This is a genomic window from Rhizobium indigoferae, from assembly GCF_034554815.1.
GTDB lineage: Bacteria > Pseudomonadota > Alphaproteobacteria > Rhizobiales > Rhizobiaceae > Rhizobium > Rhizobium leguminosarum.
The window spans coordinates 3439298-3462089 of sequence record NZ_CP140635.1 but is presented as its reverse complement, the minus strand read 5'-3'; the positions used below and the strand labels follow the sequence as shown (position 1 = coordinate 3462089).

General features: G+C 61.9%; 17 protein-coding genes and 1 pseudogene. 13 read left to right on the top strand and 5 right to left on the bottom strand.

Going from position 1 to position 22792, the window contains the following annotated elements; translation table 11 throughout:
* The first annotated feature begins 496 nt into the window (after positions 1 to 496).
* Genes U5G49_RS17295 through U5G49_RS17285 form a run of 3 tightly spaced genes read left to right on the top strand, consistent with a single transcriptional unit; the run spans position 497 to position 3711 of the window.
* Positions 497 to 961, top strand: coding sequence for a MarR family winged helix-turn-helix transcriptional regulator (locus U5G49_RS17295; protein WP_003542422.1), 465 nt, complete (start codon positions 497 to 499; stop codon positions 959 to 961).
* A complete protein-coding gene (locus tag U5G49_RS17290) occupies positions 954 to 2177 on the top strand; it encodes an HlyD family secretion protein (RefSeq protein ID WP_193445001.1) in 1224 nt (407 codons plus the stop codon). The genes U5G49_RS17295 and U5G49_RS17290 overlap by 8 nt, the downstream gene beginning before the upstream one ends.
* Entirely contained in the window at positions 2170 to 3711 is a 1542-nt protein-coding gene (locus U5G49_RS17285) for a DHA2 family efflux MFS transporter permease subunit (RefSeq protein WP_018243336.1), read from the top strand. The genes U5G49_RS17290 and U5G49_RS17285 overlap by 8 nt, the downstream gene beginning before the upstream one ends.
* A 60-nt stretch (positions 3712 to 3771) precedes the next feature.
* Here the strand turns inward: U5G49_RS17285 and U5G49_RS17280 are convergent, their stop codons facing one another.
* From U5G49_RS17280 to U5G49_RS17270, 3 genes are read right to left on the bottom strand one after another with little or no spacing between them, the layout of a single operon-like run.
* Entirely contained in the window at positions 3772 to 4389 is a 618-nt protein-coding gene (locus U5G49_RS17280; protein WP_193445002.1) for a DNA-3-methyladenine glycosylase, read from the bottom strand.
* A 53-nt stretch (positions 4390 to 4442) separates the two neighbouring features.
* Positions 4443 to 4757 (bottom strand): hypothetical protein, encoded by a 315-nt coding sequence (locus U5G49_RS17275; protein ID WP_193445003.1) that lies wholly within the window; start codon positions 4755 to 4757, stop codon positions 4443 to 4445.
* A 39-nt stretch (positions 4758 to 4796) separates the two neighbouring features.
* Complete coding sequence (locus tag U5G49_RS17270; protein ID WP_193445004.1) at positions 4797 to 5705, bottom strand: LysR family transcriptional regulator; 909 nt, start codon at positions 5703 to 5705, stop codon at positions 4797 to 4799.
* Positions 5706 to 5824: 119 nt separating this feature from the next.
* Between U5G49_RS17270 and U5G49_RS17265 the strand changes: the two genes are divergently transcribed.
* Together U5G49_RS17265 and U5G49_RS17260 are read left to right on the top strand one after the other, a co-directional pair.
* Positions 5825 to 6568 carry an SDR family oxidoreductase gene (locus tag U5G49_RS17265; RefSeq protein ID WP_193445005.1) on the top strand — a complete coding sequence of 248 codons (744 nt, stop codon included), beginning with the start codon at positions 5825 to 5827 and terminating at the stop codon, positions 6566 to 6568.
* Between the two features lie 86 nt (positions 6569 to 6654).
* Positions 6655 to 7556: pseudogene (locus U5G49_RS17260) on the top strand (SDR family oxidoreductase).
* A gap of 265 nt (positions 7557 to 7821) precedes the next feature.
* On the opposite strand, the gene U5G49_RS17255 reads toward U5G49_RS17260, so the two are convergent.
* On the bottom strand, positions 7822 to 8733 hold the full coding sequence (locus U5G49_RS17255) for a LysR family transcriptional regulator (protein ID WP_193445006.1): 912 nt from the start codon (positions 8731 to 8733) through the stop codon (positions 7822 to 7824).
* A gap of 164 nt (positions 8734 to 8897) precedes the next feature.
* On the opposite strand from U5G49_RS17255, the gene U5G49_RS17250 reads away from it, so the two are divergent.
* The 7 genes from U5G49_RS17250 to U5G49_RS17220 all read left to right on the top strand — a co-directional run bounded on the left by U5G49_RS17250 (position 8898) and on the right by U5G49_RS17220 (position 20351).
* On the top strand, positions 8898 to 9710 hold the full coding sequence (locus U5G49_RS17250; RefSeq protein ID WP_026188507.1) for an alpha/beta hydrolase fold domain-containing protein: 813 nt from the start codon (positions 8898 to 8900) through the stop codon (positions 9708 to 9710).
* Positions 9711 to 9756: 46 nt separating this feature from the next.
* Positions 9757 to 10947, top strand: coding sequence for an efflux RND transporter periplasmic adaptor subunit (locus tag U5G49_RS17245; RefSeq protein ID WP_018446904.1), 1191 nt, complete (start codon positions 9757 to 9759; stop codon positions 10945 to 10947).
* A 118-nt stretch (positions 10948 to 11065) separates the two neighbouring features.
* Positions 11066 to 14266 (top strand): efflux RND transporter permease subunit, encoded by a 3201-nt coding sequence (locus U5G49_RS17240; RefSeq protein WP_112904782.1) that lies wholly within the window; start codon positions 11066 to 11068, stop codon positions 14264 to 14266.
* A gap of 215 nt (positions 14267 to 14481) precedes the next feature.
* Entirely contained in the window at positions 14482 to 15393 is a 912-nt protein-coding gene (locus U5G49_RS17235; RefSeq protein ID WP_193445007.1) for an NAD(P)-dependent oxidoreductase, read from the top strand.
* Positions 15390 to 17174, top strand: coding sequence for an IlvD/Edd family dehydratase (locus U5G49_RS17230; RefSeq protein ID WP_193445008.1), 1785 nt, complete (start codon positions 15390 to 15392; stop codon positions 17172 to 17174). The genes U5G49_RS17235 and U5G49_RS17230 overlap by 4 nt, the downstream gene beginning before the upstream one ends.
* Positions 17175 to 17303: 129 nt before the next feature.
* Entirely contained in the window at positions 17304 to 19121 is a 1818-nt protein-coding gene (locus tag U5G49_RS17225; RefSeq protein ID WP_193445055.1) for a putative bifunctional diguanylate cyclase/phosphodiesterase, read from the top strand.
* A gap of 381 nt (positions 19122 to 19502) precedes the next feature.
* On the top strand, positions 19503 to 20351 hold the full coding sequence (locus tag U5G49_RS17220) for a GNAT family N-acetyltransferase (RefSeq protein ID WP_028733261.1): 849 nt from the start codon (positions 19503 to 19505) through the stop codon (positions 20349 to 20351).
* Between the two features lie 3 nt (positions 20352 to 20354).
* On the opposite strand, the gene U5G49_RS17215 is transcribed toward U5G49_RS17220, so the two are convergent.
* Positions 20355 to 21272: a DMT family transporter gene (locus U5G49_RS17215; protein ID WP_018243321.1), complete on the bottom strand. Its 918-nt coding sequence runs from the start codon at positions 21270 to 21272 to the stop codon at positions 20355 to 20357.
* Positions 21273 to 21463: 191 nt separating this feature from the next.
* Between U5G49_RS17215 and U5G49_RS17210 the strand changes: the two genes are divergently transcribed.
* Positions 21464 to 22762, top strand: coding sequence for an adenylosuccinate synthase (locus tag U5G49_RS17210; RefSeq protein WP_018243320.1), 1299 nt, complete (start codon positions 21464 to 21466; stop codon positions 22760 to 22762).
* Positions 22763 to 22792 lie beyond the last annotated feature (30 nt).

Sequence of the window (22792 nt, the reverse complement as noted above, 5' to 3'; positions counted from 1 at the left end):
TCACTGCCGCCAACCTCAAGATGAAGTGATGCTGTTCATGTCTTGCTGCTTTGAACGAGGGGCTCTGCCCCCGTGATTCCCCCGGCGTTCAATCCATTGGAAAAGGAAGGCCGGCACGCAATGCACATCAGAAAAATCGTAACCCTATGGAATTGGACTATAAACGGCAGCGGCGAAAAATTGCAAATGCCAATTGGTAACGATTCCGGAATCCATCAAAACGTCACAGAAGCCATCAGCTCTCGACGATCTCATCTCTGCCGGGCGGCAGAGCGGGGAGTTCGGCCCAGTCGAGCTCCTGAGAAATTGAAAGATATCGATCTCGTCGGCGCGGCGCATCGGACGGCGAAAGGGAGGAGCCACAGGATATGCTTGACCGGTCTGCGGCATTTTAGTCGCTGCCGCTGAATCTGCGGTCCATGCCCTTGTGCGACACGCATGCTCAATATATCTACCGATATTATAAGTTTGCTTATAAATAACGGCACAGGTTTTCATGAACGCCACTCCCACCCTCGGTTTCCTTCTCCACGACGTCGCACGGCTGCTGCGCAAGCGGTTTGAGCAGCGCGCGAAGTGCCTTGGGCTGACCCGGTCGCAATGGCAGACGCTTGCCTATCTCTCGAACAATGAAGGCATCCATCAAGGTGGCCTTGCCGAAATCCTCGAAGTCGAGCCGATCACGCTGGTGCGCATTCTCGACAAGCTCGCCGAACGCGGGCTGATCGAGCGCCGCCAGCACCCGACCGACCGACGCATCTGGCTTCTCTACATGCGCGACGAGGCGCACCCGCTGCTCGCCGAAATGCGCGAGCTCGGCGACACCACCCGTGCGGAAGCGTTGCAAGGCGTCTCGGCCGAGCAGCGCGAGCAGCTTTTCCACATCCTATCCGTAATGAAGACGAACCTGGTTCAGGCATGCCGGAGCCCGGTTGACGAGAATGAGACGAACGATGGCTGATCAATCCCCCCTCCGCGTCGTTGCCGACGCCAGTGCCAAGAACCCTGTCGAAGAAAACCAAGAGAAACAGCAGGAAACGGTAGCCGAAGCGCCTTCATCCAATTCAGCGCCGGCTGCCGCCGTGGCTGCGCCTGGCGGCAACAAGGTCCGCCGCCGGCGCAGTCTCACGCGGCCGATCCTGTTTGCCTTGCTGCCGGTGGCGCTCGTCGTCGGCGGTTATTATTACGTCAATGGCGGCCAGGTGATGTCGACGGACAACGCCTATATCCAGGCCGACATGGTCGGGCTTACCACCGATGTCTCGGGTATCGTCGACCAGATCAACGTGCATGAGAACGAGGCCGTCAAGGCGGGGCAGGTGCTCTTCAGCCTGCGGTCGGATTCTTTCAAGATTGCGCTCGATGGCGCCAAGGCGCAGCTCGGCGCGCAGCGCAACCAGATCATGAATCTCAAGGCCAGCTATCAGCAGTCGCTTGCCGAGATCACCCAGGCGCAAGCCGACCTGCCCTATTATCAGGATCAGTTCGACCGGCAGCAAAACCTCGTCAACAACGGCAGCGCGACGCAGTCGGCCTATGACGAAGCCAAGCACAATCTGGAAGCCGCGCAGCAGAAGGTTGCCGTCGCCAAGGCGGAAGCCGCAACGACACTCGCCCAGCTCGGCGGCAATGCCGACCAGCCCGTCGAGGAAAACCCGCTCTACCTGCAGGCCAAGTCGCAGGTCGACAATGCCCAGCGCGAACTCGACCACAGCGTCGCCAAGGCGCCATTCGACGGCATCGTCACCAATGTCAACGCGCTGCAGGTCGGTTCCTACCTGCAGGCTTCGCAGCAGGCCTTCTCGCTTGTTGCCACCGACCATCTGTGGATCGCCGCCAGCCCGAAGGAAACCGAACTCACCTACGTCAAGCCCGGCCAGACGGCCGAGATCTATATCGACACCTATCCTGGCGTGACATGGAAAGGCAAGGTTGAGAGCATCAGCCCGGCCTCCGGCTCCAGCTTCTCACTGCTGCCGGCGCAAAACACTACGGGCAACTGGGTGAAGGTCGTCCAGCGCATTCCGATGCGCGTCAGCATCGAGGACACCGAAGGCAAGCCGCCGCTGCGCGTCGGCATGAGCACGGTGGTCGATGTCGAGACCGGCCATGCCCGCGGCCTACCTGATCTCGTCAACAAGCTTCTGGGTCGGCCTCAGGGCAAGGATCATGAGTAACGCTTCCGCTTCTCCGGCGACGCCGATTGCCAATCGCGGTGCGATCACGGCTTGCGTCATTCTCGCCGTCATCATGCAGGCGCTGGACACGACGATCGCCAACGTCGCGCTGCCCTATATCCAGGGCAGCGTGTCGGCCTCTGCCGACCAGATCAACTGGGTGCTGACTTCCTATATCGTCGCGGCGGCAATCATGACGCCGCCGTCGGGCTTCCTCGCCGCCAAGTTCGGCCGCAAACGTGTGCTGCTCGTCGCCATCGCCGGCTTCGTGGCGGCCTCCGTTCTCTGCGGCCTGGCGCAATCGCTGAACCAGATCGTCGCCTTCCGCCTGCTGCAAGGCCTGTTCGGGGCGTCGCTGGTGCCGCTTTCCCAGGGCATCCTCCTCGACATCTATACGGTCGAGGAGCGCGGCTCGGCCATGGCCCTTTTCGGCGTCTCGGTCATGGTCGGGCCGGTGCTTGGGCCCGTCATCGGCGGCTGGTTGACCGACAATATCAGCTGGCGCTGGGTATTTTATATCAACGTGCCGATCGGCGCGCTCGCCTTCATGGGCATCGTCGTCTTCGTCACCGAGACCAAGAGGGATCTGCTCGCCAAACTGGACTGGTTCGGCTTCGGGATGATGAGCCTCGGTATTGCCGCGCTGCAGCTCTTTCTCGACCGCGGCGAGCAGCTTGACTGGTTCTCCTCGGGCGAGATCGTCGTCGAGGCGCTGATTTGCGCTGCCGCCTTCTATCTGCTGGTCGTGCACACGCTGACGGCGGAGAAATCCTTCGTGAACCCGAAGCTGTTCCTCGACCAGAACTTCTCGATCAGCATGATCTTCATCTTTGTGATCGGTATTACCTATCTCGCCTCACTGGCGCTGATGACGCCCTATCTGCAGACGCTGATGGGCTATCCCGTCATTACCGCCGGCATCGTAATGGGGCCGCGCGGGCTTGGCACCATGCTCTGCATGTTCATCGTCGGGCGGCTGGTCGGCAAGGTCGATACGCGCGCGTTGCTGGCGCTCGGCTTGGGGCTCACCGCATGGGCGATGTATGACATGACCGGCTGGACACCCGACGTCTCGCAATGGACGATCGTCTCGGTCGGCTTCATCCAGGGCGCCGGTCTCGGCTTTCTGTTCGTGCCGCTGACAACGATCGCTTTTTCCACGCTGCCCGCCCATATGCGCGGCGACGGCACCGGTCTCTACAACTTGTCGCGAAACATCGGCTCGGCGGTCGGCATCTCGATCGTCTCGGCGCTGATCGTCGAGAACACGCAGAGCAATCATGAATCGATCGCGGCCTATGTGACGCCGTTCAACCACGCCTTCAATGCGGTGGCTGCGCAGGGGCTCAGCCCGGTGACGGCGGCCGGCCGCGCCTCGCTCAACGAGGTCATCACGCTGCAAGCGACGATCATTGCCTATATGGACGATTTCAAGCTGCTGATGCTGATGTCGCTTGCGGTCATCCCACTGGTGCTGCTGCTGCGCAAACCGAAGGCAGCACCTGCCGTCGACCACAGCGCCGTGATGGAATGAACTCCAGGCGTTGCCGCAATTCCGGACGGAAAACTGCGTCGCGCTTTTCGGCATCATGCTCTAGCGGAACGGCTTGCTGAGATAACGCGATCCCTGAATGCCGAAGCGCCATGGTGCTTCGGCATTTTTCGTGATGCCGATGCGTTTTCCCGAGACGATCGGCACCGGTGCGGACGGCGTGATCGCATAGGGCGGACGATCGAGCAGCCTGTCATTGATCTCGATATCGATGCCGAGTGCCTGGCAGAGCTTGCCGGGGCCGCTGCAGAGCGACGTCAGCATATCGGTGCCGCGCCGCTCGATCATCACAGGGATTCCCGTTTCGGGCTCCAGGGCGCGGATGAGTGCAGCCGAACCCGGATGGCAGACGAAATTCAGGCACCAGTACATCCCGTAGATACGGTAAATATAGACGTTGCCCGGCTTGCCGTACATGGCGCCGTTGCGCTTGGTCGGGCCGCGGAAGCTGTGCGAGGCCTCGTCATCGGGGAAATAGGCTTCGGTCTCGGTGATGCGTCCGCCGACGCCGTCCACGGTCAGATGGCAGCCGAGCAGGTCGAGAGAGACGGTGATCGCATCGCGCTCGAAAAACTTCCTGAGGCTTTCGCCGGTGAGCGTGCCGGCGCCGATTGCGCCTGATATCGTTCCACCATCGGTCATATCAGACGCAGATAACATTCAGCGCGCTTATCGTCATCCCAAAACCGTTTCATGCGTTTGCGCGACAGGGATCAGCGGCCGGCATTCGGATCGCGCATCGGGATCGAGGATGATGTGACGGAGACCGGGTCGCTCGCGGGGAAGGAGTCTTCCAGACCCTCCTCCAGCTCTTCCTCGAGCAAAGCGGGGTCCTTGCTGCGCGCGCCGTCGCCATGGGCAGGTTCGATCGCTGCGGCAAGCAGGGCCTTGGCACGCAAGACGGCAATTTCCGACGTCAGTTCGGGCGTGCTGCGCAGCGTCACGGCAATGTTGTTTTCGCCTTCGCCGCCGAATTCGACGACGAAACCGTCTTCCGTCTGGTAGACGGTGATATCGTTGAGTGCCATGGCCGTTCTCCGAGGGCGCTCATATTAGCAAGGCGCATTTTAGTGAAGCGCGTTTTCGGAATTTTGTCGAGCGAAGACCTTCACCAGCCAATCGATGAAGACGCGCACGCGCGGCGAAAGCTGTCGGTTACGGGGGTAGAGCAGGGAAACCGGTGTCGGGGTCAGCGGAAAATCCTGCAGTACGCGGACCAGCGTGCCCGCGACAAGGTCGTTTTCGGCGTGATAGCGCGGGATCTGGATCATGCCGAGGCCCATCCTCGCCGCTGAAATATAGCTTTCGGCGGCGTTGACCGCGACGGTGGCGGGAATGGAGATGTCACGCACCGTGCCGTCGACGATGAATTCGAGCGGCAACAGGCTGCCGGTGCTGCTGGAGCGGAAGCCAACCATGCGATGGCCGTCAAGCCGGTCAGGGTGCTGCGGCAGGCCATGGGTGGCGATATATTCAGGAGAGGCGAGTGTCACCTCATCGAGCATGGCAACGCGCCGGGCGACCATGTCGCTGTCTTGCGGCGTGCCGACGCGCAGCACGCAATCGATGCCTTCGCGCACCAGATCGACCAGCCGGTCGCCCTCGCTCATGTAGAATTCGATCTCGGGATAGGTCTCTAGAAAAGACGGCAGGCTCGGCAGCACGAAATGCCGGGCGAGCGTGCCGTGCACATCGACGCGCAGCAGGCCCTTCGGCTTGGCGCCGGCGAAAGCGCCTTCGGCATCTTCGATATCGGCAAGGATCGACAGGCAGCGCTGGTAATAGGCTTCGCCGTCGAGCGTCGGGCTGACATGGCGTGTCGTGCGCTGGAGCAGACGCACGCCGAGGCGGGCTTCGAGCTGCTTTATCGCATCGGTGACGGTCGAGCGCGGCAGGCCGGTGTCTTCGGCAGCAAGCGTGAAGCTGCGGCGTTCCACGACGCGGCAAAACACGCGCATGGCATCAAATCTGTCCATCTAGTTGTTCGTAATTCCCGGATAGTGATGCCGGATAATGCCTGATTATCCGCAGAATGAACAGGCGCATCTTCTCCTCATTGAAAACGCGCTGCGGCGCAGGATGAAGGAGAAGGACAATGGCTTCCAAAGAAAACGGCAAGGTGGCACTGGTCACCGGTGCTTCCCGCGGCATTGGAGCGGCAGTCGCCCGACGCCTCGCCAAGGACGGTTTCACCGTCGTCATCAACTATTCCGGCAATGCCGCTCCGGCCGAGGAATTGGTCCAGGAGATCGAGCAGGCCGGCGGCAAGGCGCTGACGGCGAAAGCCGATGTCAGCGAGGCCGAAGCCGTCCGCCGCATGTTCGATGCCGCGGAAGCCGCTTTCGGCGGTGTCGATGTGCTTATCAACAATGCCGGCATCATGATGCTCTCTTCGCTTGCCGAGGCCGATGACGCCAATTTCGATCGGCAGATCGGCGTCAATCTGAAGGGCACCTTCAATACGCTGCGGGAAGCCGCCAAGCGGCTGCGTGACGGCGGCCGGGTCGTCAACTTCTCGACGTCGGTCGTCGGCCTGAAGCTCGAAACCTATGGCGTTTACGCTGCCACCAAGGCTGCCGTGGAAACATTGACGGCGATCATGGCCAAGGAGATGCGGGGCCGCAACATCACGGTCAACGCCATCGCACCTGGCCCTGTGGCCACCGACCTTTTCCTCAACGGCAAGTCGGACGAACTGATCGCCCGCATGGCGAAGATGAACCCGCTGGAACGCCTCGGCACACCTGAAGACATCGCCGCTGCGGTTGCCTTTCTTGCCGGCCCGGACGGCGGCTGGATCAACGGCCAGACGCTGCGCGCCAATGGCGGCGTGATCTGATGAGGGCTGGCGGCTGTCTCGATGCCGCCGCCAATCTCAAACTTCCACTTCAACCAACCCCAATCGAACCCAGAAGGAATAGGATCATGAGCAAGCAAGTCATTATCATCACCGGCGCTTCCAGCGGTTTCGGCGCTCTTACCGCCCGCGCCCTCGCCAAGGCCGGCCATACCGTCTATGCCGGCATGCGCGCCACGGAAGGCCGCAACGCTCCGGCCGTCGCCGATGCGGCTGAATTCGCCAGGGACAATAACGTCGATCTGCGCTCGGTCGAACTCGATGTCGCCTCTGACGCCTCGGTTGTATCCGGTATCGCCAGGATTTTCGCCGATGCGGGCCGCCTCGATGTCATCATCCACAATGCCGGCCATATGGCCTTCGGCCCGGCCGAAGCCTTCACGCCGGAACAGTTCGCCGAGCTCTTCGACATCAACGTGCTTTCCACCCAGCGCGTCAACCGCGCGGCACTCCCCTATCTGCGCAAGCAGGGCACAGGCCTGGTGGTCTGGGTATCGTCGTCGAGCAGCCGCGGCGGCACGCCTCCCTACCTCTCGCCCTATTTCGCCGCCAAAGCGGCGATGGATTCGCTTGCCGTCTCCTATGCCAGCGAGCTTACCCGCTGGGGCATCGAGACCTCGATCATCGTGCCCGGCGCCTTCACCAAGGGCACCAACCATTTCGCCCATTCCGGTTCGCCGGATGATACCGCCCGCGCCGCCGAATATAATGAAGGACCCTACAAGGGCGTGCCGGAACAGGCGCTGCAGGGCCTGGCAGCACTCGAACCTGCTAACGCCGTGCCGGCACGGTAGCCGTCGCCATCGTCGATGTCGTCGGCAAGCCGTTCGGTACGAGGCCGTTCCGCGTCCATATCGATCCATCCGAGGACGGCGCGGAGATCGTCAACGGCGTCGCCGACCGTGTCCGGGCGGAATTGTTCCGCCGCATCGGCCTCGAGGACCTGCTGAAGCCGGCTGCCAGGAATTGAAATCCCGCCCGCCGCTGGCGCGGGAACATGGGAGCCGACCCGTTATCGCAATTATGTGAACGTGATTGCGGAATTTTTCCTTACAATCCTGCGGGGAGTGCGTATATCTGTTTTATCGCGAGAGAGTGGAATTCCCTGCCGCTCTCTTCCGACCTCCAAAGCCTGCCGCGCCCTTGCTATGGTGCGACAGGCTTGATGTTCAAAGTTGTACATTGCGGCCCGTCGAAGGTTTCCCCTGCCTTCCGGGCCGTATTTGTCTTGGCGCTCAGACGTCGTTCAATCTCGCCTCGACCAGAAGCTTCACCAGCCAGTCGACGAAGACGCGCACCTTGTTGCTGAGATGGCGGTTCGGGGGGTAGACGACGTAAAGCGGTAGCGGATCGCGACGCCAATCCGGCAGCGCGCGGACGAGTTCGCCCCTTGCCATCGGCTCGCGCGCCATGAAGATCGGCACCTGCGCGATGCCGAGGCCCGTCAACGCAGCTGTCAGATAGGTGCGGCTATCGTTGACCGAGGCGATGTAACGCGGACTGGTTTCGATCACCTCGTTGTGCCGGCGAAATTCGAAGGGCAGTGTCCGGTTGTTCTGGGCGCGGAAATAGTTGACGGAGTAATGATCAGCCTCCAGATCCTCGGGCCGCTCGGGCAGGCCGAATTTCTGGATGTAGCTCGGCGCAGCACAGGTGATCATCTCGACTTCGGAGACGCGCCGCGCAATCAGCGACTGGTCGGCCGGCGTGCCGGCCCGTAGCGCGCAATCGACATTTTCCGCAAGATAATCGACCGTGCGGTCGCCGACACCGAGGTCGATACGGATGTCGGGATAACGCTGATAGAAATCGCAAAGAGCCGGAACGACGATCCAATCGGCGAAAGCGCCGGCCATCTCGACACGCAGCCGCCCGCTCGGCAGGCTCTGCGAATTGGAGAGGCTGCCATCAAGCTCTTCCAGTTCCGAAATAATCTGGGCGGCGCGTTCGTAATAAAGCGCACCGTCCGTGGTCACCATCACCCGGCGCGTGGTACGGTTCAAAAGCTTGGTGCGCAAATGCGCCTCCAGACCCTGGATGAGATTGGTCACCGTCGCCTTGGGCATGGCGAGCATGTCGGCGGCGCGGGTGAAATTGCCCGTCTCCACGACGCGAATGAAGACGCGCATTGCCGAGAGCTGATCCATCGGTTTCAAATCCGCAGTTTGCGTTGCACCATTGTTCGAAATCTGGAACAGTGTTATCGCGATATAGCTTCTTATTCCTTGGTTGGAATAACAATATCTTTTTTGTAGAAAATGCAAGCGGCAGGCGTTGTCTGCTTGTGGCCGATGCAAAAGAGACCGGAAGCATGACGGTGGAATGGAAAGATATGATGCTGGACAAGGTGGCCATCGGCCCCGTTTCCGCACGCATCTACCAGGGCGCCGATTACGGCAAGGGTCCGCCGATCGTGCTTTACCTGCATGGCGGCGCATTTCTGGACAGCGACAAGAATGTCGACCGGCCGGTAGCGATGAGTCTCGCCAAGGCCGGCGCGATCGTCGTTGCTGCCGATTACAGCAGCCTGTCCGGCAACATATTCCCGCAAGCGTTGGAAGTCTCCTTCTCCGTTTTCACCTATCTCGCCAACAAACGCGCCGGTCTTGGCGACCGCAAGTCGCTGCTTTTCGTCGCCGGCGAAGAAGCAGGCGGCAATGTTGCCGCCGGCGTGGCGCTGAAGGCGCGCGACCAGATGCCGGACGCGCTCGACGGCCAGGTCCTGATTTCGCCGCTGCTCGATCCCTTCATGGGCACGTCCTCGATCCGCAAGGCCGAAGCCATCGGCATGCGCCAACGCTGGACGGAGGGCTGGAGCCACTATCTGAGCGGCGGCGGTTGCCACCCTTATGCGGCGCCTTGCCTCTGTTCGCGTATTTCGGGCGTCGCGCCGGCGCTGATATTCACTGCGGAGGACGATCCTCTGCACGACGAGACAATTGGTTACGGTGCCCGCCTGAAACAGGCCGGCGTCGGTGTGCGTCAGCATGTCCTTCCCGCCGGGACGGGCTGGCCCTCGATTTATGGTGGGAAATCCGACGGAGCGCCGGACTGGCAGGAAAACGTCAGCCGCCATTTCGGAAGCTTCCTTCGGGACGTAAGCGTTCAACCGCAATTGCATTGAAGAAGACCTGATATTTCGGCGGCCTTGAGCCGCAAGGAGAGTACCGATGACGTCCAGAAAGAAGCGCTGGGCCCTTGTGGGCGCCGGCATTGGCCTTGTTGCGTCCGTTTCCGGCGCCGCATTGTTTTTCGAACTGCCGATGAGCACGACCGCCACGGCCGCCTCCGCCCCTGCACAGGCTCCCGCTGTGCCGGTGACGGTTGCCGTCGTTGCGGCGCGCGATGTGACGGCCTGGGAGAATTTCTCCGGCCGTCTGGAAGCCGTCGACCGTGTGCAGGTGCGTTCCCGTGTTGCCGGCGCCATCCTGTCGGTGGCTTTCCGCGAAGGGGCGTTGGTGAAGCAGGGCGACCTGCTCTTCACCATCGACCCGGCCCCCTACCAGGCGAGCGTGGCGCAGGCGCAAGGCCAGGTCGCTTCGGCCGAAGCCAAGGTCAGCCTGGCGCAGACCGAACTCGACCGCGGCCGCAGGCTTTCCGACAACCGCACCATCTCCCAGAGCGATCTCGATCAGCGCCAGAGTTCGCTGGCCGAGGCTCAGGCGGGGCTGCGTTCGGCGCAAGCTGCCCTGCAGTCGGCCCAGCTCGATCTCGATTATACTGAAGTGCGGGCTCCGGTTTCCGGCCGCATCGGCAAGATCGAGGTGACCGCCGGTAACCTCGTCGCGGCCGGTTCGACCTCGCCGGCGCTGACGACGCTCGTTTCTGTCGATCCGATCTATGCGAGCTTCAATGCCAGCGAAGAGATGGTGACGCGCGCGCTTGCCCAGCTTCCGCAGACGGATAGCGCCCTGCCTGCCGTCGAGCAGATCCCGGTCGAGGTCGGCACGCTGACCGACAGCGGCACGCCGATCAAGGGCAGGCTGCAACTGATCGACAACGAGGTCGATGCATCAAGCGGCACGATCGGCGTGCGCGCCGTCTTCGATAATCCGGGCGGGCGTCTCATCCCCGGCCAGTTCGTGCGGGTGCGCATGGGCCAGCCGAAGGCCGAGAACAAGATCGTCATCAGCGACCGTGCCGTCGGCACGGACCAGGACAAGAAGTTCGTCTTCGTCGTCGATGGTGAGAACAAGGTCGCCTATCGGCAGGTCCAGCTCGGCACGCTGGCCGACGGCCAGCGTGTAGTCGAAAGCGGCCTCAACGTCGGCGAAAAGATCGTCGTCAACGGTCTGCAGCGCATCCGTCCAGGTGCAGTCGTCGCACCTCAGATGGAAGAGAAGGTCGCGACCGCGCAGTAAAGACTTTGCCTTCCCCTCCGGGGGAAGGCCAATACCCGAAATGATATGACCCGCCGGCGGCTCCCAAACCGCCGGAGAGGGACGTTGCATCCATGTTCACCCCGGAGAGGGCTTTGATATGAACATCTCCAGATTCTTTGTCGACCGCCCGGTCTTTGCCGGCGTTCTTTCGGTCCTCATCCTGGTTGCCGGCCTGATCGGCCTGCGCGCGCTGCCGATTTCCGAATATCCGGAGGTCGTGCCGCCGTCGATCGTCGTGCGCGCCACCTATCCCGGCGCCAACCCGTCGGTCATCGCCGAAACGGTGGCAACGCCGCTCGAAGAGCAGATCAACGGCGTCGAAGGCATGCTCTACATGGCCAGCCAGGCGACATCGGACGGGGTGCTCAACGTCACCGTCACCTTCAAGCTCGGCACCGACCCTGACAAGGCACAGCAGCTCGTGCAGAACCGCGTTTCGCAGGCCGAACCGCGCCTGCCGGCGGAAGTCCGCGCGCTCGGCATCACGACAGTCAAGAGTTCGCCCAACTTCATCATGGTCGTGAACCTCGTCTCCGACGGGGACAATCACGACATCACATATCTTCGCAACTACGCGACCTTGAACGTCAAGGATCGTCTCGCCCGCATTGCAGGCGTCGGTCAGGTACAGGTCTTCGGCGCCGGCGACTATTCCATGCGTGTCTGGATCGACCCGCAGAAGGCCGCCGAGCACAATCTTGCCGCCAGCGACATCAGCAGCGCGATCAGCTCACAGAACATTCAGGCCGCCGCCGGTATCATCGGCGCGTCGCCGAGCCAGCCGGGCGTGGATCTGCAGCTCAATGTGAATGCCCAGGGCCGCCTGCGCACGCCTGAGGAATTTGGCAACATCATTGTCAAGACGGGCGCCAGTGGCGAGATCACCCGCCTTCGCGATGTCGCCCGCATCGAGCTCGGTGCTGCGGACTACACCCTGCGTTCGCTGCTCGACGGCAAGCCGGCCGTCGCCGTTGCTGTCCTGCAGGCGCCGGGTTCGAACGCGATCGAGATCGCGGACAATGTGAATGCGACCATGGATCAGTTGCAGCTCGCCATGCCTGAGGGCGTCAAGTACGAGATCGTCTACGATACGACGAAATTCGTGCGGGCCTCGATCGAGAAGGTTATCGACACGCTGCTCGAGGCCATTGCGCTCGTCGTCCTCGTCGTCATCCTGTTCCTGCAGACGTGGCGCGCCTCGATCATCCCGCTGATCGCGGTTCCGGTGTCAATCATCGGCACCTTCGCAGTCATGTATGTCTTCGGCTTCTCGATCAACGCGCTCAGTCTGTTCGGCCTGGTGCTCGCGATCGGTATCGTCGTTGACGACGCGATCGTGGTGGTCGAAAACGTCGAGCGTAATATCGAACATGGCCTGTCGCCACGGGCTGCCACCTACAAGGCGATGAAGGAAGTCTCCGGTCCGATCGTCGCGATCGCGCTGGTCCTCGTCGCGGTCTTCGTTCCGCTCGCTTTCATCTCCGGCCTGTCGGGTCAGTTTTATCGCCAGTTCGCGCTGACGATCGCAATCTCGACCGTCATCTCGGCCTTCAACTCGCTCACCCTGTCTCCGGCGTTGGCAGCACTTCTCCTGAAGGGCCATGATCAGCCGAAGGACTGGCTGACGCGGTTCATGGACGCCATCTTCGGTTGGTTCTTCCGCGGTTTCAACCGTGTCTTCGGCGCGGGCTCGAATGCCTACGGCAAGGGCGTGGGTGGTCTCTTGTCGCGCAAGAGCATTGTCATGGTGATCTATCTGGCACTGGTCGGTGCGACCTACAGTCTGTTCAGCTCGGTTCCCGGCGGCTTCGTGCCGTCGCAGGACAAGCAGTATCTGATCGGCTTCGCCCAGTTGCCGGATGCCGCAAGCCTCGACCGCACGGAAGACGTCATCAAGCGCATGACCGACATCGCGCTGGCGCAGCCGGGTGTTGCCAATGCGATCGCCTTTCCGGGCCTATCGATCAACGGCTTCACCAACTCCTCGAATGCCGGCATCGTCTTTGTGACGCTGAAGGACTTCGAGGAGCGCAAGACGCCAGATCTCTCGGGCGGCGCAATCGCCATGGCGCTGAACCAGAAATTCGCAGTCATCCAGGATGCCTTCATCGCCATGTTCCCGCCGCCGCCGGTCAATGGTCTCGGCACGACGGGCGGCTTCAAGCTGCAGATCGAGGATCGTGCGGGCCTCGGCAACCAGGCGCTCGACGAGGCAACCAAGGCAGTGCTTGCAAAGGCTTACCAGACGCCTGAACTCGCCGGGCTGTTCTCCAGCTTCCAGATCAACGTGCCGCAGCTCTATGCCGATCTCGACCGCGCCAAGGCCGAGCAGCTTGGGGTTTCCGTCACCGACGTCTTCCAGACGCTGCAGATCTACCTCGGTTCGCTCTATGTGAACGACTTCAACGCTTTCGGCCGCACCTACAGTGTCCGCGTGCAGGCCGATGCGAAATTCCGCGCCCAGCCGGAAGATATCGGCCAGTTGAAGGTCCGCTCGGCATCGGGTGAGATGATCCCGCTTTCGGCCCTCCTGAAGGTGGAGCCGAGCACCGGTCCGGAGCGTGCGAACCGCTACAACGGCTTCCTCGCTGCCGACATCAACGGCGGTCCGGCACCGGGCTTCTCGTCCGGCCAGGCGCAGGCGGCAATCGAGAAGATCCTTCACGAGACCTTGCCTGCCGGCATCGACTTCGAATGGACGGATCTGACCTATCAGCAAATTCTCGCCGGCAATTCGAGCATCGTCGTCTTCCCCCTGGCGCTGCTGCTGGTCTTCCTGGTGCTGGCCGCCCAGTATGAAAGCCTGACGCTGCCGCTTGCGATCATCATGATCGTGCCGATGGGCGTGCTGGCCGCGCTGACCGGCGTCTGGCTCACCGGTGGAGACAACAACATCTTCACCCAGATCGGTCTCGTGGTGCTTGTCGGTCTATCAGCGAAGAACGCGATCCTTATCGTGGAATTCGCCCGCGAACTGGAGTTCGAGGGAAGAACACCGCGGGAGGCCGCGATCGAGGCCAGCCGCCTTCGCCTTCGCCCGATCCTCATGACCTCGCTCGCCTTCATCATGGGTGTCGTGCCGCTCGTCGTCTCTACAGGCGCCGGCGCGGAGATGCGCGCGGCCATGGGTGTCGCGGTCTTCTCGGGCATGATCGGCGTGACCTTCTTCGGCATCTTCATGACGCCTGTCTTCTACGTGCTGCTGCGGCGGCTGACGGGCAACCGTCCGCTCGTCCAGCACAAGCCGGACGAACACAAGGAAGAAGAGGCGGAGGTCATCCGGCTCGCGGCGGAATAAACGGAATTCAACCTTCCTTTGTCGAGTAAATCGGGCGGGAACTTCGGTTCTCGCCCGTATCGTTTTCAGAGCATGATGCCGAATACTGTGCGCGGTTTTGGGACGACATCATCCGCATCTAAGGACACACCACAAAAATGCGTTACGTCCGTCAAAACGGTTTGCATCGGTGGGCGAGGGGACTATCAAAGACGGACAACAGTTGGGAGGACTGAATGACAGGTTCGAGAAAAGGTGATGAGGGCAGGCGGATCGCCTTTCTCGGCACCGGCCTGATGGGAGCGCCGATGGCTCGCCGGCTGCTCGGCGCGGGTTTTGCGGTCACCGTCTGGAATCGCGATCCCGGCAAGGCCGAGGCGCTAGCGGGAGATGGCGCGGTTCGCGCGGAAACACCGGCGGATGCCGTTGCAGGCGCCGATGTCGTCATCACCATGCTGACCAACGCCGAGGCGGTGAAGGACGTGTTGTTCGACCGCGGAGCGGCCGATGCGATGACGCCTGGCGTTACCGTCATCGACATGAGTTCGATTGCCCCGCATTTCGCCCGTGACCATTCGGCGAGGCTTGCCGACCGCGGCGTCGATCACGTCGATGCGCCGGTATCTGGCGGCGTCGTCGGGGCGGAAGCCGGTACGCTGGCGATCATGGCGGGCGGCGACGAGGACGTGATCGACCGGCTTGCGGATGTCTTTGCCCCGATGGGGCGGGTGACCCGCGTCGGTCCAAGCGGGGCAGGCCAGCTTGCCAAGCTCGCCAACCAGCAGATCGTCGCGGTGACGATCGGCGCCGTCGCCGAAGCGATGATGCTGATCGAAGCGGGCGGTGGCTCGCCGGCGGCGTTCCGAGACGCCATTCGCGGCGGCTTTGCCGAGAGCCGTATCCTGGAACTGCACGGCAAGCGCATGGTCGAACGGCAGTTTACTCCAGGCGGTTCGTCCAGCAATCAGCTGAAGGATCTGAACGCCGCCATGGAGGCGGCCAAGACCCTGTCGTTGACGCTGCCGCTGACGGCGGCGGTGCACGCCGAATTCAGCGAATTCGTCGCCAACGGCAATGGTGAAAAGGATCACAGCGCCCTGCTCCTCCATCTCGAAGAGAAGAATGCCCGGCCGGGAGGAAAGAAGTGACGGACAGCCATTCGCCGAAGCGGCGCCTGCGTTCGCAGGACTGGTTCGACAATCCCGATCATATCGACATGGCAGCGCTCTATCTCGAGCGCTTCATGAATTACGGCATCACGCCGGAAGAGCTGCGCTCCGGCAAGCCGGTCATCGGGATTGCCCAGAGCGGCAGCGATCTCACGCCCTGCAACAGGGTGCATGTCGAGCTTGCCAAGCGCGTGCGCGACGGCATTCGCGATGCCGGCGGCATTCCGATCGAGTTTCCGACGCATCCGATCTTCGAGAACTGCAAGCGCCCGACCGCCGCACTGGACCGCAATCTAGCCTATCTCGGCCTCGTCGAAATCCTCTACGGTTATCCGCTCGACGGTGTCGTGCTGACCACCGGCTGCGACAAGACCACGCCTTCGGCGATCATGGCTGCTTCGACGGTCGATATTCCGGCAATTGTGCTCTCCGGTGGGCCGATGCTTGACGGCTGGCATGAGGGAGAGCTGGCGGGCTCCGGCACGGTGATCTGGCGGATGCGGCGGAAATATGCGGCAGGCGAGATCGATCGGGAAGAGTTTCTTCAGGCGGCGCTCGATTCTGCGCCTTCCGTCGGTCACTGCAATACGATGGGTACAGCTTCAACGATGAATGCGCTGGCCGAGGCGCTCGGCCTTTCGTTGACCGGCTGCGGCGCCATTCCGGCCGCTTACCGCGAACGCGGCCAAATGGCCTACCGTACCGGGCGGCGCGCCGTCGAAATCGTGTTCGAGGATCTGAAGCCGTCGGATATCCTGACGCGCGAGGCTTTCCTGAATGCGATCCGCACCAATTCGGCGATCGGCGGCTCGACCAACGCGCAGCCGCATCTGGCCGCGATGGCGAAGCACGCCGGCGTCGAACTCCATCCCGACGACTGGCAGGTGCATGGTTTCGATATCCCGCTGCTGGCCAATGTCCAGCCGGCCGGCGCCTATCTCGGCGAGCGCTTCCATCGCGCCGGCGGTACGCCGGCGATCATGTGGGAACTGCAGCAGGCCGGAAAGCTCGATGGCAACTGTCGTACGGTGACGGGCAGGACGATAGCCGAGAACCTACAGGGCAAGGAAGCGCGCGACCGCGAGGTCATCAAGCCGTTCGCTGAGCCGCTGAAGGAGCGGGCGGGTTTCCTCGTGCTCAAAGGCAATCTCTTCGATTTCGCGATCATGAAGATGAGTGTGGTCTCGGAGGATTTCCGCCGGCGATACCTTGAAGAACCCGGGCATGAGGGCGTCTTCAAGGGCAAAGCGGTGGTTTTCGACGGTTCCGAGGACTATCACAAGCGCATCAACGATCCCAAACTCGGCATCGACGAAAACACCATCCTCGTTATCCGGGGCGCCGGGCCGATCGGCTGGCCTGGTTCGGCTGAGGTCGTCAATATGCAGCCGCCGGATCATCTCCTGAAGCGCGGCATCCGCAGCCTGCCGACGATCGGTGACGGCCGCCAATCGGGCACGGCCGACAGTCCCTCGATCCTCAACGCCTCACCGGAAAGTGCCGCCGGCGGCGGCCTCGCCTGGCTTCGTAGCGGGGATATCATCCGCATCGACTTCAACCACGGGCGCTGCGACATGCTGGTCGATGACGCAGAGATCGAACGGCGCAAGAGCGACGGCATCCCGCCCGTGCCGGCGGATGCGACGCCGTGGCAGCAGATCTATCGCCGCTCGGTGACGCAATTGTCGGACGGCGCGGTGCTGGAGGGGGCGACGGAATTTCGTCGGATTGCGAAAAACCCGCCGCGGCACAATCATTGAACTTGAGTTGCTAAAGACTGCGAGCCCCTTGATCCAAAAGGGGAAGTCGTAACGAACAGTTCACCTAGTCACTAGTTCGGTCACTAGGACAAGGCTTCATTAATGCCGGCTTGAGACCATATTGCCGTTATACAAGCTTCTAAGGCTGGGACCGCGTTGCCAGAGAACAAAGCCACACGATCCGAACGAGAGTTTCAGGATCTTCTGCGTCGGCTCGAACTCGCTCTCGACGCATCCCAGATTGGTGTCTGGGAGCATAGCATCGAGCAGGACGGGATCTTGTGGGATGCGCAAATGCATCGTCTCTATGAGACCGGCGAGACGTATCGTCTTGTGCCGGCTTCGCTTTGGTCGAATGCCATCCATCCCGATGATCGTGAGCGGGCCGAAAGCGACTTCGAGCAGGCAATCGCGACGCGCGGCGCCTATAACTCACAATTCCGTATCGTGCTGCCGAGCGGCGAAATCCGACATTTGCGTTCGCGGGCGCATTTCTATGTCGATGCGGAAGGTCTGCCCTCCTTCATTGGCGCCGAATGGGATGTGACTGCCGACGTAATGCTCAACGCGGAACTGGCGCGGCAGAAGGTGGTGGCCGAGGCGAGGGCGCTGGCGCTTGAGGAAAGCAATGCCCGCATCGAGCATGTCGCCGATCACGACTATCTCACCGGCTTGCCGAACCGGCGCCTTCTCGACAAGCGGCTGGCGGAGCTGCCGGCCGACAAGAGCATCACGACGCTCGCGGTGCTGCATCTCGACCTCGACCAGTTCAAGCAGATCAACGACAGCCACGGTCATGCGGCAGGCGGCGCAGTGCTCAGGGCAGCAGCCCTTCGAATCACCGCTGCCATTCCTGCAAATGGCATGGTCGCCCGCGTCGGCGGCGATGAATTCGTCATCGTGCTGGTCAATTTTACCGATCTCACTGAGCTGAGGCTGATCACCGAGGATGTCCAGCGACGGCTGCGGAAGAAAATCCGTTTTGGCCAGGAGATGCTGCAATCCGGCGCCTCGATCGGCGTTTCCTGGAGCGGCGATCGGCGGGCGCGCAACCTGCTGGCCGAATCCGACCTGGCGCTGTACCAGGCCAAGAAGCTCGGACGGAACCGCGTCGAATTTTTCACGCGGCAATTGCAGGAGGATCTGCGCTCCAAGCGTCGCCTCGCCGAAGAGCTGAAGCTCGGGCTGGAGCGCGGCGAGATCCTTCCCTATTATCAGGTGCAGCTCGACGCCCGGACCCGGGAAGTCATCGGCTTCGAGGCGTTGGCGCGCTGGAAACATCCCGAGAAGGGCGTCCTCGCCCCAGGGGTATTCCTGAAGATCGCCGACGAGCACGGACTTGCGGCGGAGATCGACGCGGCGATCCTCAAAAGCGCTCTCGAAGACCGGCTATTCTGGCTGTTGCGCGGCCTTGCGGTTCCGCGCATCGCTGTCAATATTTCCGCCTCGCGGCTTGCCGATCCGGCGTTGCTCGACAAGCTGAGGAAACTCGACATCCCGCCCGGCGTGATCGTTTTCGAACTGGTTGAGACGATTTTCCTCGACGACAGCGACGAAAAACTGCTCGATCATATCGGCGATATCAAACAGATGGGCATCGACATCGAGATCGACGACTTCGGATCGGGCCATGCTTCGCTCATCGGTCTCGTCAAGCTGCGGCCGAAGCGGCTGAAGATCGACCGGCAGCTCGTCACCGAGGTCGTCAGCTCGGCCGAGCAGCGGCGCGTGGTGGGTTCGATCGTGGAAATCGCCAAGGCGCTTGATGTCGAGGTGATCGCCGAGGGCATCGAGACCGAGGCGCATGCCGTCGTGCTGGCGCAGCTCGGCTGCGACGGCCTGCAGGGTTATGCGTTCGGTTATCCCGCACCGGCGGCAGATACAGACCGTCTTTTCTCATCGATGGCGAGCGGGATCGAAAAGCAGAAGACCGCAATGGGCGGCTGAACGGTCGGTGATCCGTTCGCGGGCGACCGTGGTCGCCGCCGTTTTCAACGGCGCCTTTGCCGCGTCGCGGAGGAGATTTCGGCCGAAATGCTTTCCTCGCCTTTCAACTTGGCAGGCGGTATCTTTTCGGCGCGGCGTTTTATTTGCATCGGCAGGAAGATAATTGGCGCACAAGTAATTTTCTTGAGCTTGCAACGGCATTGTTTCATGGTAATTCGGAAACGAAGATTTCTGCATTGCATCGAAAAATGATTATACGCGTCGTCAAGTCCATGAGCGCGGCTCTCCATCATTCGCAGGTGCAATCGGGGAACTGGGACCTGACAATTGCTTCGCCTTTGCCGGGATGGACTTGCGGGACATTCAATCTAGGAAAGTCGCATGAATTCGGAATTTGCCGTTCGTTCGATGCGGCCCGGCGAACTGGAACTCGTGCTCGAATGGGCGCGTCAGGAGGGCTGGAACCCGGGCCTTGACGATTCGCTTGCGTTCCTCGAGGCCGATCCGTCAGGATTTTTCGTCGGCTCGATCGGTGAAGTCCCCGTCGGTTCGATCTCGGTCGTCAAATATGGCGAGAGTTTCGCCTTCCTGGGCCTCTACATCGTCCATCCCGATTTCCGTGGCAAGGGTTACGGCAAGGCGATCTGGGAGGCGGGCATCGCCAGCGCGGGAGACCGCACGATCGGTCTCGACGGTGTCGCCGCACAGCAGGAAAACTACCGCAAGGCCGGCTTCGAACCCGCCTATTCCACCATTCGCTACGGCGGGGTCGCCAGCTCCCTGCCAGTCTCGACGCTTGTCGCGCAGTCGGTGCTGGATTCACGTCTCGAAGGCCTGCAGCGCTATGATTCGGCGATCTTTCCGCAGCCGCGGGATGCCTTCCTCACCTCCTGGTGCACCGGCCGTAAGGGCCGCCGTTCGGCGGTGGTGCGCAAGAGCGGTAAGATCCGCGGCTACGGCACGATCCGCCGCTGCTACGAGGGCTACAAAATCGGCCCGCTCTTTGCCAATGATGCCGATAGCGCCGCGGCGTTGCTTGCCGAATTGATCCCGGAGGCGAAGGGGGCCGCGGTCTTCATCGATATTCCCACGGCGAACCACGAGGCAGTCGCGCTTGCCGAAGGCCTCGGCCTTCAACCGGTGTTCGAGACGACGCGCATGTATCGCGGGCCGGCGCCGGCCATCCCGCTGAAGCACGTCTTCGGCGTGACAACGTTGGAACTCGGTTAGGCTCTAATCCATGGGTGAGGCGGGCACGGTCTGTGCCGACGCTTTCGGACGGCCCTTTTCGGCGATCGCGATGCCGCCCAAGGTGAGCACCAGCGCGATCACATGGAAGGACTGCAGCCTCTCCCCGATCAGGGCGACGGAGAGCAGCGTTCCGAACACCGGCACGAGATTAATGAAGAGGCCGGCCCGGTTGGCGCCGATTGCGACGACGCCCTTGATATAGAGGATCTGCGCGACCAGCGAGGGGAAGATCGCCGTGTAGAGAGTGATGACCCAGCCGGCTTGGTCCGGCCACTGCGCAGCGCCGCGGCCGACCTCCCAGAGGAGCAGCGGCAGCGAGGTCAGCATCGCGCCGAGCGCCGGGACCGCCATCAGCGTGCGCCAGTCGAGCGGCGGCTTCCAGCGCAGGAAGATCGTGTAGACCGAATAGGCGGCAATGGCGATCAGCATCAGCCCGTCGCCGCGGTTGAGGCCTAGTTGCAGCAGCGTTGAGAGGTCACCATGCGCGGCGGTCAAAGCGACGCCGATCAGCGTCATGCCGAAGCCGAGACATTGCGCCAGCGAGATGCCGGTGCGAAAGAACATGAAATTCAGCAGGAAGATCAGCATCGGGATGCCGGCCTGCTCAATGGCGACGTTGATCGCCGTCGTATATTGCACGGCCGAATAAAGCATGGCGTTGAAAAGGGTGTAGCCGATGACGCCGTAGAAGAGGAGCAGCGGCAGGTTCTTCCTGACCACCGGCCAGTCCTTCCGCAATTGCGGTACTGAAATCACAGCGATCACCGCCACGGCCAGGAACCAGCGCAGGAACGTCAGCATCATCGGGCTGATATGCCCAAGCGCGAGTTTGCCGGCGACGGAGTTGCCGCCCCAGCAAAGGGTGGCGATAACGAGGCAGATATAGGCCGTGGCTTGCAAGAGCGTTCTTCCCGTCTTTCCGCGATCGCCGTGCGGCGTTTTGTGAGGGGAAATAGCCTGTCGGCTGCTGATTTGTCACGTAAAAAGCCCAATCTACTGTGACAACAGGGTCGCTTTCCAAAAAACAAAGCTTTATAGATGCGCGGGTTTGAGCAGGTGCGCGGTTCCGCGCCGGTAACAGGAAGAGTTGGATGACGAACGTAGTCGTGGTCGGTTCGCAATGGGGTGACGAAGGCAAGGGCAAGATTGTCGACTGGCTTTCGGAGCGTGCAGATATTGTCGTGCGCTTTCAGGGCGGACACAATGCCGGCCACACGCTCGTCATCGACGGCACCAGCTACAAGCTCTCGCTGCTGCCGTCCGGCGTCGTGCGTCCCGGCAAGATGGCGGTGATCGGCAACGGCGTCGTCGTCGATCCGCATGCGCTGATCGCCGAGATTGAAAAGCTCGCCGGTCAGGGTGTGACGATCACGCCCGAAAATCTGCGTATCGCCGACAATGCGACGCTCATCCTGTCGCTGCACCGCGAGCTCGACGCGATGCGCGAGGATGCGGCATCGAACAGCGGCACCAAGATCGGCACGACGCGCCGCGGCATCGGCCCGGCCTACGAAGACAAGGTCGGCCGTCGCGCCATCCGCGTCATGGATCTTGCCGATCTCGATAGTCTTTCCGGCAAGGTCGACCGTATTCTGACGCATCACAACGCGCTTCGCCGCGGCCTCGGTGTCGCCGAAGTCAGCCACCAGGCGATCATGGACGAACTGACCTCGATCGCCGATCGGGTACTGCCTTTCCGTGATACGGTCTGGCTTTTCCTCGACAAGGAGCGTCGCAAGGGCTCCCGCATCCTCTTCGAAGGCGCGCAGGGCAGCCTGCTCGACATTGATCACGGCACCTATCCCTTCGTCACCTCATCGAACACGGTGGCCGGTCAGGCCGCCGCCGGTTCAGGCATGGGGCCCGGCTCGCTCGGCTATATCCTCGGTATCACCAAGGCCTATACGACACGCGTCGGCGAAGGCCCATTCCCGACCGAGCTGAAGGACGCGATCGGTGAGTTCCTTGGCGAAAAAGGTCATGAGTTCGGTGTGGTGACCGGACGCAAGCGGCGCTGCGGCTGGTTCGACGCTGCACTCGTGCGTCAATCGATTGCCACCAATGGCATCACGGGCATCGCGCTCACCAAGCTCGACGTGCTCGACGGTCTCGAGGAATTGAAGATCTGCGTTGGCTATATGCTCGACGGCGAACAGATTGATCATCTTCCGGCAAGCCAGGGAGCGCAAGCTAGGGTCGAACCGATCTACATCACGCTGGAGGGATGGAAGGAATCGACCGTCGGCGCCCGCAGTTGGGCGGATCTGCCGGCACAAGCGATCAAATATGTTCGCCAGGTCGAAGAGCTGATCGGGGCGCCTGTCGCGCTCCTGTCCACCAGCCCGGAGCGGGATGATACGATACTTGTGACCGATCCGTTTGAGGATTAAGCTCACGGGTCACTGTGGAGGATGGTTCGG

Bases quoted from the DNA above. Each gene is read 5' to 3' on its own strand.
- U5G49_RS17245 (WP_018446904.1), top strand. From the start codon at position 9,757: ATGACGTCCAGAAAGAAGCGCTGGGCCCTTGTGGGCGCCGGCATTGGC.
- U5G49_RS17240 (WP_112904782.1), top strand. From the start codon at position 11,066: ATGAACATCTCCAGATTCTTTGTCGACCGCCCGGTCTTTGCCGGCGTT.
- U5G49_RS17270 (WP_193445004.1), bottom strand. From the start codon at position 5,705: ATGGACAGATTTGATGCCATGCGCGTGTTTTGCCGCGTCGTGGAACGC.
- U5G49_RS17210 (WP_018243320.1), top strand. From the start codon at position 21,464: ATGACGAACGTAGTCGTGGTCGGTTCGCAATGGGGTGACGAAGGCAAG.
- U5G49_RS17250 (WP_026188507.1), top strand. From the start codon at position 8,898: ATGACGGTGGAATGGAAAGATATGATGCTGGACAAGGTGGCCATCGGC.
- U5G49_RS17255 (WP_193445006.1), bottom strand. From the start codon at position 8,733: ATGGATCAGCTCTCGGCAATGCGCGTCTTCATTCGCGTCGTGGAGACG.
- U5G49_RS17265 (WP_193445005.1), top strand. From the start codon at position 5,825: ATGGCTTCCAAAGAAAACGGCAAGGTGGCACTGGTCACCGGTGCTTCC.
- U5G49_RS17295 (WP_003542422.1), top strand. From the start codon at position 497: ATGAACGCCACTCCCACCCTCGGTTTCCTTCTCCACGACGTCGCACGG.
- U5G49_RS17290 (WP_193445001.1), top strand. From the start codon at position 954: ATGGCTGATCAATCCCCCCTCCGCGTCGTTGCCGACGCCAGTGCCAAG.
- U5G49_RS17280 (WP_193445002.1), bottom strand. From the start codon at position 4,389: ATGTTATCTGCGTCTGATATGACCGATGGTGGAACGATATCAGGCGCA.
- U5G49_RS17235 (WP_193445007.1), top strand. From the start codon at position 14,482: ATGACAGGTTCGAGAAAAGGTGATGAGGGCAGGCGGATCGCCTTTCTC.
- U5G49_RS17285 (WP_018243336.1), top strand. From the start codon at position 2,170: ATGAGTAACGCTTCCGCTTCTCCGGCGACGCCGATTGCCAATCGCGGT.
- U5G49_RS17220 (WP_028733261.1), top strand. From the start codon at position 19,503: ATGAATTCGGAATTTGCCGTTCGTTCGATGCGGCCCGGCGAACTGGAA.
- U5G49_RS17275 (WP_193445003.1), bottom strand. From the start codon at position 4,757: ATGGCACTCAACGATATCACCGTCTACCAGACGGAAGACGGTTTCGTC.